This window comes from Knoellia sp. AC549, from assembly GCF_979258975.1.
This window is the reverse complement of record NZ_OZ409890.1, coordinates 2414454-2431167: the sequence shown is the minus strand read 5'-3', so window position 1 is coordinate 2431167 and position 16714 is coordinate 2414454. Positions and strand designations below refer to the sequence as shown.

Below are 16714 nucleotides of genomic sequence, written 5' to 3'. Positions count from 1 at the left end.
GGGTCCGAGGGTCAGACGGGCGCTGCGGCGCGGGCCACGAAGACGTGCGAGGCGATGTCGTGCGGCAGCGAGACCCCGGTGGACTCGTCGGCTCCGGCGAGGGCGGCGATGACCCGGGTGCCCTCACGGCGCACGACCGCGAGCTGGCCGGGCAGGAGGCCAGCGGCGGTGATGAGACCCAGGGCCTCGTGGTCGACCTGGGCGGGCTCACCGATCCGGCGCACGGTCACCGTGATCGGCACCGTGCCGGCGACCTCGCTCAGCGTCGACAGGCCCAGACGGAAGTCCTCACCCAGCGCCTCACCGAACTCGTCGAGGCCTGGGATCGGGTTGCCGTAGGGGGACTCCGCGTGGTCGGCGAGCAGCCCGAGGATCTTGATCTCGACCCGGTCGGACATGACGTGCTCCCACCGGCACGCCTCCTCGTGGACGTACTCCCACTCGAGGCCGATGACGTCCACGAGGAGCCGCTCGGCGATGCGGTGCTTGCGCATGACCCGCGTGGCGAGACGGCGGCCCTCGACCGACAGCTCGAGGTGTCGGTCGCCCGCGACGGCGAGCAGCCCGTCACGCTCCATGCGGGCCACGGTCTGCGAGACGGTCGGGCCGGAGTGCCCCAGCCGCTCGGCGATGCGGGCGCGCAGCGGCGTGATGCCCTCTTCTTCCAGCTCGAAGATCGTGCGGAGGTACATCTCCGTGGTGTCGATGAGATCGGTCACGCATCCATTCTCTCATCACGTTCCGACAGGGTTGACCGCCTTGCGGCGCGGATCGTATGCCGGGAGCCACCGTGCCAGCCACGGCGCGCCTCCCAGCACGAGCAGCCCGAGGACGACGGAGGAGGCACCCAGGCTGGCGAAGAGGGTCACTCCGCTGACGAGGAGCGGAGCGCCGTTCTGCCCGAGAAGCGAGAGGAAGCGCCAGGCGGCGAGGAACTGTGCGCGGCCGACGACAGGGGCGGCGTCGGCCCCGAGCGTCTGGACGATGCCCGAACCGAGTCCGTTTCCCACCCCCATGACGGTCGAGACCACGGCCACCGCCGCGAAGCTGTGCGACAGCGGCAGCAGCACCATCCCGACCCCGAGCACCACGAGGAAGGGCACGGCCACCCACACGCGACCGAACCGGTCCATGACCGAACCTGCCGGATAGAAGAGCAGGACCTCGGCGCCACCGGCGATCCCGAAGAGCAGCGCGGTCTGGCTGTCGGTGATCCCCACCGACTCCGCCCAGAGCGGCACGATGACGAACCTCCCCTGCCGGGCGGCACCGATGAGCACGACTCCTGCCCCGATCGTCAGGAGCACGCGCCGGTGACCGCGCACGACGTCGAGCAGGCTGACGCGTCCTCGTGCCCCGGAGACCGTGCCGTCGCCGTCCGGCACCCGGCCGTCCGCGTCGTCGTGGTCCCGAAGGCCGAACCACGCCCAGACCGCAGCCAAGAGACCTGCGGCGACGGCCACGGCATACCCCGCCTGTGTCCCCCAGACGTGGATGAGGGGCGCGGCGATGAAGGGGCCGACGAAGAGGCCGACGCGTTGCACGCCCCCCATCGTCGACATGGCGCGGGCGCGGATCCGCACGGGTGCCCGAGCCGTGAGCCACGACTGCCGGGCAAGGAGGAAGACCGAACCCGTCATGCCCATGAGGCCAATGGCGACACCGAGCACCCACAGGTTCGGCGCCACGACCGCGAGCGCTGCTCCGAGGGCGTCGACGACGGCGGCGCCGGCGAGGGCCCGCCGCTCACCGATGCGCGCCACGAGTGAGCCGGCCGGCAGCGACGAGACGAAGGCCGAGAGGCCCTCGATGAGGACGAACGCCGCCGCCAGGGCGATGCTCGCCCCGAGGTCTCGGGCGCTCAGCGCCACGACCGGGACGGCCGCACCGACGCCGACCGACCAGACCGCCGTCGGCCCGAACGCCGGCAGCGCGATGCTGCGCAACGAGAAGTCGTCGGCGACGGACACGTCCCCACCCTGACACGGGCGGTGTCGGCAACCGACGGATCACCCGGGCGATCTCCACACCTGCCCCACCGCCCGAGCGTCGGAGTGCACAATGTTGCTGCCCGACACCGGATGGACCCGAGACGAGGGAACTTGTGACATCGATGTCCCAGAACGCCCAGCCCGCCGCTGCCCGCGAGGCTGGCCCTGATCCCGACTTCCGGCCCGGCCTGGAGGGCGTGGTCGCCTTCGAGTCGCGCATCGCCGAACCCGACAAGGAGGGTGGGGCGCTCCGCTACCGCGGCGTCGACATCAAGGACCTCGTCGGTCGGGTGAGCTTCGGTCAGGTGTGGGGTCTGCTCGTCGACAACGAGTTCGACCCTGGGCTGCCGCCGGCCGAGCCCTTCCCGCTCCCGGTGCACACCGGCGACATCCGGGTCGACGTGCAGTCATCGCTCGCCCAGCTCGCGCCGGTCTGGGGCTTCAAGCCACTGCTCGACATCGACGCCACCGAGGCCCGCGACAACCTGGCTCGCGCCTCGGTCATGGCCCTGTCGTTCATCGCGCAGTCCGCTCACGGCCAAGCTCGCCCATGGTCCCCCAGAGCCAGGTCGACCGGGGGCGCACCATCGTCGAGCGCTTCATGATCCGGTGGCGCGGCGAGCCCGACCCCGCGCACGTCGAGGCCATCGACGCCTACTTCATCTCCGCCGCCGAGCACGGCATGAACGCCTCGACGTTCACCGCCCGGGTCATCGCCTCGACCGGCGCCGACGTGGCGGCCTGTCTGTCCGGCGCGATCGGCGCCCTGTCCGGGCCGCTCCACGGTGGTGCTCCGTCTCGCGCCCAGCACATGATCGAGGGCGTCGAACGCAGCGGTGACGCCACGGCATACGTGGCTGGTGTGCTGGACCGCGGCGAGCGGCTCATGGGCTTCGGACACCGGGTCTACCGGGCCTACGACCCCCGAGCCGCCGTGCTGCGTGACACCTGCAAGCGCCTCGGTGCCCCGCGCTACGAGGTCGCGGTCGAGCTCGAGAAGGCCGCCATCGCCGCCCTGGCCGAGCGATACCCCGATCGCGTCATGGAGACCAACGTCGACTACTGGGCGGCGGTGCTGCTCGACTTCGCCCAGGTGCCCGGCGACATGATGACCCCGCTCTTCGTGGCTGCCCGCACGGCCGGTTGGAGCGCGCACGTCCTCGAGCAGAAGCAGACCGGGCGACTCATCCGGCCGAGCTCGCGCTACATCGGTGAGGCGACCCGGGGCATCGAGTCGGTCACCGGCTTCCGCCAGGGCTGAGACCCGCGCACCGACGACAACGGCACGGCATACCCCTCCGGAATGCCGTGCCGTGCGTTCGTGAGTCCGTTCAGCAGAACTCGGGGAACCTCGCCGTGCCGTCGGTGACGGCCTGCTGGAGCGTCACCGTGCCGTCCGGAGCACGCCACGAGAACTCGACGGCTGCCCTGATGCGCTGCCCGGGAGGGCTGCAGAGGCCCACCTGCGGGGAACGGGCGGTGTCGCTCACGTCGTGCCAGCCGTCCGCGTCGTCGGCCTGCTTCGTGTCGACCCACGCAGAACCGTTCCAGCGCTGGTAGCGGATGTCGTTGACCCGGACGTCGAAGTTCGTGCCTCCGTCGAGGTCCCGGATCGTCGCCTCCGCACCGAGCCCACCGTTGGAGAAGCGCAGGCACTTCTGGAAGCGGTCGCCGGTCTCGCAGCCGGTGAGCTCATAGGGCGCGGCAGAGGCGCTGGGAGCGAGCGTGACGAGGGCTGCACCGAGCGCCGTGGTGGCTGCGGCGGCGGAGAGCAGTCGGAACTTCATGGTGAATCCTTCGGTCGTCCTGGCGGGCCGCCGTGTGGCGGCCGGCGGGTGAGAACGTAGGAACGCGCACTGCGGAACCGCTGCGATTCCGCTGCGTCGCACCACCGACGACGTCCGCTGAGACGCCGTGCGGTGAGACGCCGTCCGGTGGGTGAACTTCCACCGGGTGCGCCTGCCGAGTGCGGGAGACTGCACCGGTGACTGACGCCGCGATCACCATTCCTGCCGACCTCCTTCCCGCTGACGGCCGTTTCGGCTCCGGACCCTCCAAGGTCCGCCCGGAGCAGGTCGAGTTCCTCGCTTCCCTGGGCTCCACCGTCCTGGGCACCTCGCACCGCCAGGCCCCGGTCAAGAACCTCGTGAAGTCGGTGCGCTCCGGGCTCGCCGACCTCTTCTCCCTTCCCGAGGGCTACGAGGTCGTCCTCGGCAACGGTGGCGCGACCGCGTTCTGGGACATCGCCGCCTTCGGCCTCGTCCGTGAGCGCGCGCAGCACCTCGCCTTCGGTGAGTTCTCGAGCAAGTTCGGTGCGGTGACGTCCAACGCGCCGTTCCTCGGCGAGTCCTCGATCATCAAGAGCGACCCCGGGACCCGCCCCACCGCCGTGGCGGAGGACGGCATCGACGTCTATGCCTGGGCGCACAACGAGACGAGCACCGGTGTCATGACCGACGTGCGCCGCGTCGAGGGTGCCGCCGACGACGCTCTCGTCCTCATCGACGCCACCTCTGGCGCCGGTGGCCTGCCGGTCGACATCGCCGAGACCGACGTCTACTACTTCGGCCCGCAGAAGTGCTTCGCCGCCGACGGTGGGCTCTGGCTGGCCCTCTTCTCCCCCGCCGCGCTGGCCCGTGTCGACGAGATCACGGCGTCGGGACGGTGGGTGCCCGACTTCTTCAGCCTGCCGACAGCAATCGACAACAGCCGCAAGGACCAGACCTACAACACCCCGGCCGTGGGCACGCTCGCGCTGCTCGACAACCAGGTGCAGTGGCTCAACGCGCAGGGTGGCCTCGACTGGGCGACGGCACGGACGAAGGACTCGTCCGACCGCCTGTACACGTGGGCCGAGTCGGTCGACTACGCCACGCCCTATGTGGCGGACCCCGCCGCACGCAGCCAGGTCGTCACGACGATCGACTTCGATGACGCCGTCGATGCCTCGGTCATCGCGGCCACCCTGCGTGCGCATGGCGTCGTCGACGTCGAGCCCTACCGCAAGCTCGGTCGCAACCAGCTGCGTGTGGCGACCTTCCCGGCCGTCGACCCCGAGGACGTCAGCAAGCTCATCGCCTCCATCGAGCACGTGGTCGCCGCCATCTGAGGCGGGGTCCCGCGCGCCCATGAGCGGCGCGACGGAGCCATAAGTCGGTGAGCCGACCACCCATGGGTGGTCGGCTCACCCATTTCTGGCTCGCTCACCACGGTGGCGGCGGACGCGGTCAGGTCAGGACGGCATACGCGATCGCCACGAGGAGGACGATCGCGAGGACGCCGAGGGTCATCCGCCGGCGGAAGCCGGGCGTCATCGAGCCGCCTCGGGTGCGGGCTCGGTGACGGTGTCCCGCACCGTCGGGACGGTCTCGATGGTGATGCGCGGGGACCGCTGCGACTCATAGCTCACGCGGACATTCTCCCTGCGCGCCAGCCACCACAGGACGACGACGAGCGTGCCGCCCATGGCGATCGGCCCGATGGCGATGGTCCAGCGGGCACCCCAGACCTCGCCGATCCAGCCGATGATGGGCGCTCCGATCGGTGTGCCGCCCATGAAGATCGCCATGTAGAGCGCCATGACCCGACCACGCACGAGCGGGTCGGTGCGCAGCTGCACCATGGCGTTGGCCGTGGTGAGCGCCGTGAGCGCGGACAGACCGACGGGGACGAGCGCGAGGGCGAACAGCTCGTAGGTCGGGGCCAGCGCCGCCGCCGCCGTCGACACGACGAACCCCGCGAGAGCGAAGAGCAGGACGCGCAGCCGGGGCTCGCCCCGACGAGCACTGAGCAGCGCGGCGGTGAGTGAGCCGACCGCCATGATGGAGCCGAGGATGCCGTACTCGGTGGGTCCCTTGTGGAACTCCTGGGTCGCCATGAGCGCCGTCGTCACCTGGAAGTTCATCCCGAAGGTGCCCAGCACGAAGACGAGCAGCATGACCACCTTGAGGTCCGGGCGGTTGCGGACGTAGCGGATCCCGTCCCGGATCGCGCCCTTGCCCCGTGTGAGGGGTGTAGGCATGAGCTCGCTCACCCGCAACAGCGACAGCGCGACGAGGACGAAGACGAACGTCAGCACGTTGACGAGGAGGGTCCATCCCGTGCCGACGGTGGCGATCATCAGGCCGGCGAGGCCGGGACCGATGAGCCGGCCACCGTTGAAGCTGGCGCTGTTGAGCGCGACCGCGTTGGCGAGCTTGTCTCGCGGGACCATCTCGGAGACGAACGACTGGCGGGCGGGGTTGTCGACCGCGGTGATGACGCCCTGGGTGAGGGCGATCGCATAGACCTGCCAGAGGGTTGCGACATCCGCCAGGACGAGCGCGGCGAGCACGAGGCTGGTGACGAGGAGCAGCGCCTGGGTGACGAGGAGGATCTGCCGCTTGGGGTAGCGGTCGGCGATCGCGCCGGCCCAGGGGGCGAGGAGGAGGAAGGGCAGGAACTGGAGGCCGGTCACGATGCCGAGGGCCTGGCTCGAGTGGTCGGTCAGCTCGGTGAGGACGAGCCAGTCCTGGGCGACCCGCCCCATCCACGTGCCGACGTTGGAGACGAAGGAGCCGGCGTAGTAGATCCGGTAGTTGCGTTCGGTGAACGAGGTGAAGGTGGGGCTCATTCGGCGGCCACCCGGGTGAGGATCGCGGCGGCCCGCTGCAGGACCGCCTGCTCCTCGGGGTCGAGGTGGGACACCCGAACCGACATCCAGGCGTCCCGCTTGCGGCGGATCTCCTTGAGCACCCGCCGGGCCTCGGGCGTGAGGGTGAGGATGATCTGACGCTTGTCCTTGGAGCCGGGAGCCCGCTCGACGTAGCCCAGCTCGACGAGGCGGTTGATCGTGCGGGTCATGCTGGGCGCGCTCACGCGCTCGATCTCGGCCAGCTCACCGGGCGTACCGGGGGCGTCCTCAAGGCGACACATCGCCGAGAACTGGTGTGGCGCAATGACATCGGTGCTCTCGTAGCGCACTCGGCGCGAGATCCGCATGCAGGCCAACCGGAGCTCACCGGCGAGGGAGGACACCGCGGCAGGCCGCAGGGCGGCATACGAAGGCGGTTGTTCACTCATGTACTTAGCCTAACTCATTACCTGTGCTAAGTATTTCCGAGCTCGGCTGCCAGATTTCCTGGCGCGCGCTGCGCGGCTTTTGTATGCCGGCCGCCCCCTCCAGTCGCTAGGGTTTCGCGCATGCCGACTGCCACCACCACAGGCGACCCGCGCCACACCGGGTCCACCGCGTTCGACCGCTACTTCAAGATCTCCGAGCGCGGATCGACGATCAGCCGCGAGGTCCGCGGCGGGGTCGTGACGTTCTTCACGATGGCCTACATCGTCGTGCTCAACCCGCTCATCCTCGGCTTCGCACCGGACGCCAACGGGGACTTCCTCGGTGGCGGCCCCGGCGACGGCTCCAACCTGCCGGCCATCGCGGCCGGCACCGCCCTCGTCGCCGGACTCCTGACGATCCTCATGGGTGTCGTCGCGAACTTCCCGCTCGCGCTGGCCACCGGGCTCGGGCTCAACGCCTTCGTCGCCTTCGCCGTCGCGTCACAGATGACCTGGGCCGATGCCATGGGCCTCGTCGTCCTCGAGGGCGTCATCATCCTGCTGCTCGTGCTCACGGGCTTCCGGCAGGCGGTCTTCCACGCCGTCCCCAGGCAGCTCAAGGTCGCGATCTCGGTCGGCATCGGACTGTTCATCGCACTCATCGGCTTCGTCGACGCCGGGTTCGTGCGCCGCACGGGCAACGGCCCCGTGCCGGTCCAGCTCGGCGTCGACGGCTTCCTCGGCGGCTGGCCGACCTTCGTCTTCGTCGCGGGCCTCATCACGGTCATCGTGCTGTGGGTGCGCAAGGTTCGTGGCGCCATCCTCATCGCCATCATCGCCGCCACCGTGCTAGCGGTCATCATCGAGGCCATCGCCAAGATCGGCCCCATGGTCGCCGGCGACAAGGTCAACCCCACCGGGTGGGGGCTCATCGTCCCCAAGCTGCCCGAGAAGATCGTCGACTCCCCCGACCTCGCGACGGTCGGACAGTTCTCGCTGCTCGGCTCGTTCCAGTCGGTCGGCGTCGTCGCGGCCGCGCTGCTCATCTTCACGCTCATGCTCGCCGACTTCTTCGACACCATGGGCACGATGACCGCCATCGGTCACGAGGCCGACCTCCTCGACAAGGACGGTCTGCCGCCGAACACCAACCGCATCCTCGTCGTCGACTCCATCGCCGCCGCCGCCGGTGGCGCAGCCGGTGTCTCGTCGAACACGAGCTACATCGAGTCGGCCTCGGGTGTCGGCGAGGGCGCTCGCACGGGCCTGGCATCCGTCGTGACCGGCCTGCTCTTCCTCGCGTCGATGGTCTTCGCGCCGCTCATCCAGGTCGTCCCGTCGGAGGCCGCCGTCCCGGCACTGGTCCTCGTCGGCTTCCTGATGATGCAGCAGGTCAAGGAGATCGACTGGGACGACGTCGAGATCGCCATCCCGGCGTTCCTCACGATCGTGCTCATGCCGTTCACGTACTCGATCACGGCGGGCATCGGCGCCGGCTTCGTCGCCTACGTCCTCATCAAGGTCGTGCGCGGCAAGGTGTCGGCGATCCACCCGCTCATGTGGCTCGTCGCCGGACTCTTCGTCCTCTACTTCGCGATCGACCCGATCAAGACCGCCCTCGGCGTCTGAGGCGTCGGAGGCGTCTGAGGCCTCAGCCGGCGTCGTGGGCGTTGCCGCGACCGCGACGGACATAGAGCAGGCCCAGTGATCCGAGCACCAGACCTGCAACGCAGGCCCACGGCCACCAGGACCGGTCGCCCTCGTGCAGGGCAGGGACGAGGAGCGTCGCCACGAGTGCCACGACCCAGAGCGCGAGCCCGATCACGATGATCCGCTGGGTCGGGACGTGCAGGGCCTCGAGCGCCTCGACCTCAGGCCCGCTGACGGTGTCGGAGGTCCCGGACCCCGGTATGCCGTCCGCCCCCCGCCCGCTCGAACCCTCGGCGCCGCTCATGGTCGGGTCAGACCCGCTCGAGCTCGTTGTCGTCGAGCACGATCGGCGCGATCACCTCGGGCTCGGGACCCTGCATGTCAGCCTCGGAGTGTGCACCGCACCCGTGGTCAAGGCTCACGACGCGACCGTCGGAGGGCGACCAGGCGCTGGCGCACACGCCGAAAAAATCCCGCAACGCCCCTGCCATCGGCACGAAGAAGCCACACGACGAGCACGGCGCCGGAGCCTTCTGCGCAACAGGCGCGTTGGGCCCGTGGTCGCCTTCGTACCACCGCTGGGCGGCGGCCTCGCGACCCTCGGCCGACAGCACGCGCGGGCGCCCGAGTCCGAGCTCCCACAGCGCCATCTGGTCGACGTCCTCGTCGCCCGTGGCCTCGAAGCCGGCCACGAGCAGCGGGTCGTCGTCGATCTTGGGGGTGACGTCGCCGGGTCCGACGTCCCCGGGAGCCAGCCGGTCGGCATACGGAAGCCACTCCGGTGACAGCAGCGCACCGTCACCGGGGACGAGGTTGGTCTCAGAGACGGTGACGGTCTTGGAGCGCGGCACGCGCGCGACGGTGATCGCCCAGCGCCAGCCGGGATAGGCGCCAGCGGTGCACGCGAAGTAGTGCGTCGCCAGGCGGTCCTGCACCATCTCCATGCCGAGGTGGTCACCGACCGTGCCGGACTCCGCGATCGACTCGGCGGCCTCGCGGGCGAGGTCGACCGCTCCGCGCAGGGTGACGTCAGGCTTGAGCGCCGGCATCAGATCTCGAGGTCGTCGGCGACGGCGCGCAGCACCTGGGCGACCTTCGAGCCGTGACCCTTGTCGGGGTAGTGGCCGCGACGCAGCGACTCCTGGACGGAGTCGAGGAGGGTGATGACGTCCTCGACGATGACGACCATGTCCTCGGCGGGCTTGCGGTCGCGCACCTTGCGGTTGGCCGTGACGCTCGCGGCCGGCTCGAGCAGTCGCACGGACAGCGCCTGGGCGCCACGTCGGCCCTCGACGATGCCGAACTCGATGCGAGCACCGTTCTTGAGCGACGTCACTCCCTCGGGGAGCGCGCTCGAGGGCACGAAGACGTCGCCGCCCTCGGCGGGGTCGTCGGTGGACACGAATCCGAAGCCCTTCTCGGAGTCGTAGAACTTCACCTTGCCAGTGGGCACGGAGCACCTCTGTGATTGCTGCGGGTGGTCCGGAGTGCGGGCATCGCACCTCCGGGCTGTCCCGCACAGGCTATCTCGGACCAGGTATGCCGCGCGCACACCTTTCGCGCAGTCCCCATCTCCCGACTTCGTGCCTCAGTGGGACAAGCGCGCTGCCCTCGCCCGTCCCACTGGGGCACAAAGTCGGTTGGGTGGTGTCGGTGGACCCTGCGAGAGTTCTCCGGTGAGCACCGCGACCGACCGCCCCAAGGTGAGCCTGCGACAGTTCTGGGCCGACCTGCCCACCCCGGGCCGCTGGTTGCTCTCCACCGTGGCCATCCAGACGCTCGGCCGGGGCCTCACCCTTCCGTTCACCGTCATCTACATCAACGAGGTCCGGGGCATCGGCCTCGGCACTGCCGGCACCCTGCTCGCCCTCATCGCCGTCGTGGCGCTGCTGGTCACCGGGCCGGGTGGGTCGCTCACCGACCGCATCGGTGCCCGGCGCATGCTCATCGCCGGCACGACCGCCCAGCTCGTGGGCTGTGTGGTCCTGGCCTTCGCGACCAACGTGCCGATGTTCGTCGTCGGCTTCGTGCTGCTCGGCTTCAACTTCGGCGTCTCGTGGCCGGCCTTCAACGCGCTCATCGCCTCGGTGGTGTCCGGCCCGCTGCGCCAGCAGTACTTCGGGGTCAACTTCGCCCTCGTCAATCTCGGCATCGGCCTCGGCGGGGTCGTGGGTGGCCTGTTCGTCGACGTCGACGACCCCCGGACCTTCACGCTCATCTTCCTCGCCGACGCCCTGAGCATGCTCGTGCCCATCGGGCTCCTGCTCGGCCCGCTGCGCCACGTCCACGGTCGCGCCGAGCGTCCCGAGGGCACCGCGACCGTCGGCTACCTCGACATCCTGCGGCGCCCGGCGGTCCTCTGGCTGACCTTCATCACCTTCTTGTGCACGTTCATCGGCTACGGCCAGATCGAGTCCGGCTTCCCCGCGTTCTCACGTCAGGTGGGCGAGGTGTCGACCCAGGTCATCGGGCTCGCGTTCGCCGTCAACACCTTCATCATCGTGGCGATGCAGTTCACCGTGCTGAAGTTCGTCACCGGTCGCCGTCGCAGCCGCGTCCTCCTCGTCATGGTCGGCTTCTGGATCGCGTCCTGGATCATCCTGTCGCTGGCCGGCCTCGGCCCGGGAGCCCTGCTGGCAACGGTCGCGGTCGTGGTGTTCATGGGGGTCTTCGGCTTCGGCGAGATCTTCATGCAGATCGCCATCCCGGCCATCACCAACGACATGGCCGACGACCACCTCCGTGGCCGGGCCAACGCCGTCAACGCCGGCGCCTTCCAGGGTGGCGCGATCCTCGGCCCGATCGTGTCCGGGCTGCTGCTCGAGCACGACCTCTCGGGCGTCTTCATCACCACCATGATCGCTGGCCTCGTGCTCATGGGTGGCGCCATCTTCGCCCTCGAGCGGCGGCTCACCCCCATGGAGAACGGCGTCACCGCGGGCTGATCCCCCACGTCCCGGTCCATGTCTCTCCTGGGGCGAGCTCGAGCAGTGAGTCACCGGAGTTGAAGGCGTCGGCCGGGCACGTCATTGGCTCCACCGCGATTCCGTGCTCGCCCGCCTGGCCAGCCTCGGCCTTGCCCGAGAACACCTGGGCCCACGGCAGCGATGCGGCGTCAGCCCACACGTCGACGACCGGGCGCCCGGGCGGGGCGATCGTGACGGTCCAGCGCCCGTCGACGACCTCGAGATCGGTGTATGCCGTGTCGAGACGGTGCGTGCCCAGCGCCTTGCGCTCCCGGAAGTCCGAGGCCTGACCCTGCACCGGGATCGTCCGGGTCGGCAGGAGGCGGTCGTCCACCTCGACGTAGGAGACGGCCGGCACCTCGACCTCGACCTCGCCCACGGGCGCATCCCCGATGGCGACATAGGGGTGGGCGCCATAGCCGAACGGCGCGGGTTGCTCCCCCACGTTCGTCACGCGGGCGGTGACGGTCAGACCGTCCTGCGCCACGGCATACGTCGTCATGCTCTCGAGGTGCCAGTCCCACCCCGGCTGCGGGAAGAGTCGGTGACCCACCGTGATCGAGGCGTCGGTGCGCTCGACGAGGCGCCAGGGCGCCCACCGGACGAGGCCATGACTCGCGTTGCCCAGATCGACCTCGGTGAGCGGGAGCTGCCGCTGGACCCCGGCGTAGGCATAGCGGCCGTCACGGATCCGGTTCGGCCACGGGATGAGCTGCTGACCACGACCGCTGGTGCACTGACGATCGACCGGGTAACCCGCGAGGACGTCCACGCCGCCGCGCGACCAGGTCCGCAGACCCCCGCCGACCTCGACCACGGTGCAGCTCGTCGGACCCTGCCGACAGGTGCCACTGCGCGCCGCTGGGTGAGGTCTGGGGGGACTTCATGGCCTCGAATCTACGCGTAAGGTAGTGCAGTGCTGCCCGTGTCCCCTCCGCCGATCCGTTCCCTTGCCGATGACATCAGGGGACGATCCGACGAGGAGCTCGCCGCCCTGCTCGCGGCCCGACCCGACCTCGCGCGTCCCGCCCCGAGCGACCTCACGGCCCTCGCGTCACGCAGCTCGACCCGAGCCAGCACCGTGCGCGCCGTCGACGGCCTGGACGCCGCGCACATCCAGGCCCTCGAGGCAGCGGTCGTGGGCCCCGACGCCGTGACCGCGGACGTCCTCACCCGGCTCCTCGGCGGCGCCGAGGTGCAGCGGGCCGAGTCCCTGCTCGCCGACCTCTGGGCTCTCGCCCTCGTCTGGCGGGCCCCGCACGGTCTGGTCGTCACCCGCACCGTCGCCGACGTGCTCGGCGAGGGCATCGCCGGGCTCGGTCTCGCCGCCGACGACCTCCCCGGTCCTGCGGCCCCGGACGAGGCGACGCTCCGCACCGAGATCGCCCTTGCGCCTCCGCGGGCACGGGCCATACTCGACCGCCTGACCTGGGGCCCGTCGGTGGGGATCGTCCCGGCCGCTGACGGTCCGGGTCGCGAGGGTCCCGCCGACGACGGCCCACGTTGGCTCCTCGCCCACGGCCTGGTCCGCGCCATCGCGTCCGACCAGATCGCCCTCCCGCGCGAGGTGGCCATGGTCCTCCGCGACGGGCGCGTGCACCGAGACGCCCAGCTCGAACCCCCGCTGATCACCGGACCGGCCCGGCAGGTCGAGGAGGTCGACGCGGCGGCCGGCGCCGCCGCCAGCCAGGTGCTCGCCCTGCTCGACGAGCTCCTCGACTCGTGGTCGCAGACGCCCCCGCGGGTCCTGCGCACCGGCGGCCTGGCCGTGCGCGACCTCAAGGCCGCGGCGAGCCAGCTGGACACCTCACCTGAGCACACGGCATACCTCGTCGAGCTGGCCCTCATCGCCGACCTCGTCGCCGACGACGGTGAGGTCGACCCACACTGGGTGCCGACCGCGGAGTACGACATCTGGCAGACCGAACCCGGCGGCGAGCGCTGGGCCCGACTGGCACTGGCCTGGCTCACGACGACGCGGGCCCCGCACCGTGTAGGCAGCCGCACCGACTCCTCCGCGGTCATCAACGCGCTCGGGGCCGACGGGCAGTGGCCCCCCATCCGCACCCTGCGACGAGGAGTGCTCGACCTGCTCGGCGACGCCGACGTGGGCATCGCCCCGAGCGCCGCCGACGTGGCCAGTGCCGTGCGGTGGCGACGGCCGCGCCGGGTGCCTCGCACCCTCGACGCCGTCGTCGACGCAGTCCTGCGGGAGGCCGCCTGGCTCGGCGTCACCGGCAAGGGGGCACTGAGCGTGGGCGGACGCGCCCTGCTCGCCAGCGACGGTGACCTCCAGAAGGTTGCGGAGTCGATCCATCCACACCTGCCGGCGCCGGTCGACGCCGTGCTCCTGCAGGCCGACCTCACCGCGATCGCCCCCGGGCCGGTCACCGGCTCCCTCGCCGCCTTCCTCAGGCTCGTCGCCGACGTCGAGTCACGAGGTGGGGCCACGGTGCACCGCTTCAGCGAGGACTCGGTCCGCCGCTGCCTCGACACCGGCTGGACGGGCGAGGACATCCTCGCGGGGCTGCGCGACGCCAGCAGCACGCCCGTGCCGCAACCCCTCGAGTACCTCGTGCGCGACGTCGCCCGCCGTCACGGCACGATCCGGGTGCGCGGCGTCAGTGCGGTCATCCGGAGCGAGGACGAGGGCGGGCTCGACGTGATGCTCGCCAACCGCCGCCTCGCCGCCCTCCAGCTGCGACGCATCGCGCCGACGGTGCTCACCTCACCGGTGGCCCCGGAGGTCGTGCTCGAGATGCTGCGCGAGGAGGGCTTCGCACCCGTGTCGGAGTCCCCGTCCGGCACGGTGACAGTCCCGACCCGGCCGGTGCGTCGAGCCGTGCGCCAGCGCGGCGTCGACCCCGCCCTGGTCCAGGCGATGGACCGCGCCCAGCTCGGCTCGCTCGTCGCAGGGCTGCGCGCCGCCGAGGCAGAGGCACACACCCGCGCCTCCGTGAGCGCTGAGGGCCGCAGCGGACCGGCCATCCCCGCGAACGACCCGACGACCTCCATGGCCGTGCTCCGCGAGGCCATCGCCGACGGCCGGGCGGTGTGGTTGGGCTACTCCGACGGCATCGGGCGCACCCAGCGGCTGCTGTTCTATCCCGAGCGGATCGACGGCGGACGCGTCTCCGGAGTGAACGAGGGCGTGGCGCGCACTCTCTCGATCCACCGCATCACCGGCGTCGTCACCGACTGACAGACCGACTTATTGCGAGTTCGGATCACGCCCTGCAGGGCCTTCGGCCCTTCGGCGTGATCCGAACTCGCAATAAGTCGGCATCAGGTGGCGGGGGTGAGGGCGCGGACGACTGCTGAGGGCGAGGGACGGCCGAGCTGGTGGGCCATCCAGGCGCTGGTCGCGAGGAGCGACTCGAGGTCGACTCCGGTGCGGACGCCCGCGCCCTCCATGGCCCACACGAGGTCCTCGGTGGCGAGGTTGCCGGTCGCGCTCTCGGCGTAGGGGCAGCCGCCGAGACCGCCCGCGCTCGAGTCGACCACGGTCACGCCGTGACGCAGCGCCACGAGGGTGTTGCTCAGCGCCTGCCCATAGGTGTCGTGGAAGTGCACGCCGATGCGGTCGGCCCCGATGTGCCTCTCGCCCAGGGCATCCAGCAGCCGGGCGACGTGGCCCGAGGTGGCGACCCCGATGGTGTCGCCGAGCGAGAGCTGGTCGCAGCCGAGGTCCATGAGCCGCTCGCACACGCCGACCACCTGCTGCACCGGGACGGGGCCCTCCCAGGGGTCGCCGAAGCACATGGACACGTAGGCACGGACCCAGAGGCCGGCGTCGCGGGCGCGCTCGACGACGGGTCGGAACATCTCGATGGACTCGTCGACCGTGCGGTTGAGGTTCTTGCGGGCAAAGGTCTCGGTCGCGCTGCCGAAGATCGCGATCGCGCCGACTCCTGCGTCGAGGGCCCGGTCGAGACCACGCTCGTTGGGCACGAGCACCGGTCGCCGGGGTCCGCGCCCCTCATCGCCGAGGAGGTCGAGCACCTCGCTGGCATCCGCGAGCTGCGGCACCCACTGGGGGTTGACGAAGGACGTCGTCTCGATGGTCGCCAAGCCTGCGGCGCCGAGGCGTCGGACGAACTCGGCCTTGACCTCGGCAGGCACGACGGTCTTCTCGTTCTGCAACCCGTCTCGCGCTCCCACCTCATAGATGGTGATCTGGGGTGGAAGCGTCGGGTCTGCCTCGACCTGCGGTGCGCGCATGCTCATACCTGATCCTGACACGCGCCGGGCCCACGCCCGGGAGGGGCCGGAAGCAGGGACGACGCCACGCGGGCACCCCCGGGCGGGATACCTTGTCGCCATGAGTGAGAACGACAAGGACCCGCGCCACGGGGAGTTCACGGATCCGACGGCCAGCCCGGACTGGACGGCGCCCTCGACATCACCCTCCGAGCAGGCCGGCGAAGCGGCCCCGAGCCCGGAGCCGCCGCAGTCCTCACCGACCGAGCAGATCCCGCAGGGCTCCTCGTTCCCGCCCGCGGTGCCCGCTCCTCCGGAACAATCAGGTCCCTCGTCACCCGGCTATGACGCGCCCTACCAGGCACCGCGTGGCCAGAGCTATCCGTATGCCGGTTCGAGCGCCCAGCCGACGAACCCGTATGCCGCGACGCCCCCTCCGCCTCCGCAGGACCCCTACGCGGTTCCCCAGCCCTCCTACGACCCCTATGCAGCCAGTGGTGCGCAGGGACAGCAAGCCGGCTACCCGGCATACCAGGCTCCTGGTCAATGGCAGGCTCCGCCGCCGGGGTACGGCGCCCCGGCGCCCCAGAACACGAGCGCGCTCGTCCTCACCATCCTGTCGGGGATCTTCACCGTGGCGTGCTGCAACCCCTTCATGGCCCTCCCCCTCATCCTCGGCGTCGTGGGTCTGACCAAGAACTCGACCGACCCCCAAGGTGCGCGCAGCATGGCGAAGTGGGGCTGGATCGCTTTCGGCGTCATCCTTACGCTGACGATCATCGCGTTCATCACCTTCTTCGTGCTCGGATCCGCCGGCGTCTTCGACGACGGCGGTTACAGCTCCGACTCCGACTACTCCTACTGAGG

Annotated in this window: 17 protein-coding genes; 7 read left to right on the top strand and 10 right to left on the bottom strand. The window is 70.6% G+C overall.

All coding sequences use genetic code 11. The features are described from left to right. Positions 1 to 11: 11 nt before the first annotated feature. Both ACZZ98_RS11900 and ACZZ98_RS11895 read right to left on the bottom strand, forming a co-directional pair. On the bottom strand, positions 12 to 719 hold the full coding sequence (locus tag ACZZ98_RS11900) for a metal-dependent transcriptional regulator (RefSeq protein ID WP_463516435.1): 708 nt from the start codon (positions 717 to 719) through the stop codon (positions 12 to 14). Positions 720 to 734: 15 nt separating this feature from the next. Continuing rightward, positions 735 to 1970, bottom strand: a complete 1236-nt coding sequence (locus tag ACZZ98_RS11895) for an MFS transporter (RefSeq protein WP_463516434.1) — start codon at positions 1968 to 1970, stop codon at positions 735 to 737. Between the two features lie 143 nt (positions 1971 to 2113). Between ACZZ98_RS11895 and ACZZ98_RS11890 the strand changes: the two genes are divergently transcribed. Next, entirely contained in the window at positions 2114 to 2596 is a 483-nt protein-coding gene (locus tag ACZZ98_RS11890) for a citrate/2-methylcitrate synthase (RefSeq protein WP_463517772.1), read from the top strand. Further along, positions 2542 to 3252 carry a citrate synthase gene (locus tag ACZZ98_RS11885; protein ID WP_463516433.1) on the top strand — a complete coding sequence of 237 codons (711 nt, stop codon included), beginning with the start codon at positions 2542 to 2544 and terminating at the stop codon, positions 3250 to 3252. The genes ACZZ98_RS11890 and ACZZ98_RS11885 overlap by 55 nt, the downstream gene beginning before the upstream one ends. A gap of 70 nt (positions 3253 to 3322) precedes the next feature. Here ACZZ98_RS11885 and ACZZ98_RS11880 read toward each other — a convergent pair whose 3' ends face one another. After that, a complete protein-coding gene (locus tag ACZZ98_RS11880) occupies positions 3323 to 3778 on the bottom strand; it encodes a hypothetical protein (protein ID WP_463516432.1) in 456 nt (151 codons plus the stop codon). A gap of 197 nt (positions 3779 to 3975) precedes the next feature. Between ACZZ98_RS11880 and serC the strand changes: the two genes are divergently transcribed. Then, positions 3976 to 5100 (top strand): phosphoserine transaminase, encoded by a 1125-nt coding sequence (gene serC / locus ACZZ98_RS11875; RefSeq protein ID WP_463516431.1) that lies wholly within the window; start codon positions 3976 to 3978, stop codon positions 5098 to 5100. Positions 5101 to 5301: 201 nt separating this feature from the next. Here the strand turns inward: serC and ACZZ98_RS11870 are convergent, their stop codons facing one another. Both ACZZ98_RS11870 and ACZZ98_RS11865 read right to left on the bottom strand, forming a co-directional pair. Then, a complete protein-coding gene (locus tag ACZZ98_RS11870) occupies positions 5302 to 6603 on the bottom strand; it encodes an MFS transporter (RefSeq protein ID WP_463516430.1) in 1302 nt (433 codons plus the stop codon). Beyond that, positions 6600 to 7052, bottom strand: a complete 453-nt coding sequence (locus tag ACZZ98_RS11865; protein ID WP_463516429.1) for a MarR family winged helix-turn-helix transcriptional regulator — start codon at positions 7050 to 7052, stop codon at positions 6600 to 6602. The genes ACZZ98_RS11870 and ACZZ98_RS11865 overlap by 4 nt, the downstream gene beginning before the upstream one ends. Before the next feature lie 120 nt (positions 7053 to 7172). Between ACZZ98_RS11865 and ACZZ98_RS11860 the strand changes: the two genes are divergently transcribed. Next, complete coding sequence (locus ACZZ98_RS11860) at positions 7173 to 8660, top strand: NCS2 family permease (protein ID WP_463516428.1); 1488 nt, start codon at positions 7173 to 7175, stop codon at positions 8658 to 8660. Between the two features lie 22 nt (positions 8661 to 8682). Here the strand turns inward: ACZZ98_RS11860 and ACZZ98_RS11855 are convergent, their stop codons facing one another. From ACZZ98_RS11855 to ACZZ98_RS11845, 3 genes are read right to left on the bottom strand one after another with little or no spacing between them, the layout of a single operon-like run. Continuing rightward, positions 8683 to 8985, bottom strand: a complete 303-nt coding sequence (locus ACZZ98_RS11855) for a DUF2530 domain-containing protein (RefSeq protein WP_463516427.1) — start codon at positions 8983 to 8985, stop codon at positions 8683 to 8685. Between the two features lie 7 nt (positions 8986 to 8992). Next, positions 8993 to 9730, bottom strand: coding sequence for a DUF3027 domain-containing protein (locus tag ACZZ98_RS11850; RefSeq protein WP_463516426.1), 738 nt, complete (start codon positions 9728 to 9730; stop codon positions 8993 to 8995). Then, positions 9730 to 10134, bottom strand: a complete 405-nt coding sequence (locus tag ACZZ98_RS11845) for a cold-shock protein (RefSeq protein WP_380087370.1) — start codon at positions 10132 to 10134, stop codon at positions 9730 to 9732. The genes ACZZ98_RS11850 and ACZZ98_RS11845 overlap by 1 nt, the downstream gene beginning before the upstream one ends. 223 nt (positions 10135 to 10357) lie before the next feature. On the opposite strand from ACZZ98_RS11845, the gene ACZZ98_RS11840 reads away from it, so the two are divergent. Continuing rightward, positions 10358 to 11626 carry an MFS transporter gene (locus ACZZ98_RS11840; protein WP_463516425.1) on the top strand — a complete coding sequence of 423 codons (1269 nt, stop codon included), beginning with the start codon at positions 10358 to 10360 and terminating at the stop codon, positions 11624 to 11626. On the opposite strand, the gene ACZZ98_RS11835 is transcribed toward ACZZ98_RS11840, so the two are convergent. After that, entirely contained in the window at positions 11613 to 12464 is an 852-nt protein-coding gene (locus ACZZ98_RS11835) for an aldose 1-epimerase family protein (RefSeq protein WP_463516424.1), read from the bottom strand. The two genes, ACZZ98_RS11840 and ACZZ98_RS11835, sit on opposite strands and share 14 nt — an antisense overlap. Positions 12465 to 12572: 108 nt before the next feature. Between ACZZ98_RS11835 and ACZZ98_RS11830 the strand changes: the two genes are divergently transcribed. Then, complete coding sequence (locus ACZZ98_RS11830) at positions 12573 to 14849, top strand: helicase-associated domain-containing protein (protein WP_463516423.1); 2277 nt, start codon at positions 12573 to 12575, stop codon at positions 14847 to 14849. Positions 14850 to 14932: 83 nt separating this feature from the next. On the opposite strand, the gene ACZZ98_RS11825 is transcribed toward ACZZ98_RS11830, so the two are convergent. Next, entirely contained in the window at positions 14933 to 15868 is a 936-nt protein-coding gene (locus ACZZ98_RS11825; protein ID WP_463517771.1) for a hydroxymethylglutaryl-CoA lyase, read from the bottom strand. Positions 15869 to 15968: 100 nt separating this feature from the next. Here ACZZ98_RS11825 and ACZZ98_RS11820 point away from each other — a divergent pair, with 100 nt between their 5' ends. Further along, on the top strand, positions 15969 to 16712 hold the full coding sequence (locus ACZZ98_RS11820; RefSeq protein ID WP_463516422.1) for a DUF4190 domain-containing protein: 744 nt from the start codon (positions 15969 to 15971) through the stop codon (positions 16710 to 16712). The last annotated feature ends 2 nt before the right edge of the window (positions 16713 to 16714 follow it).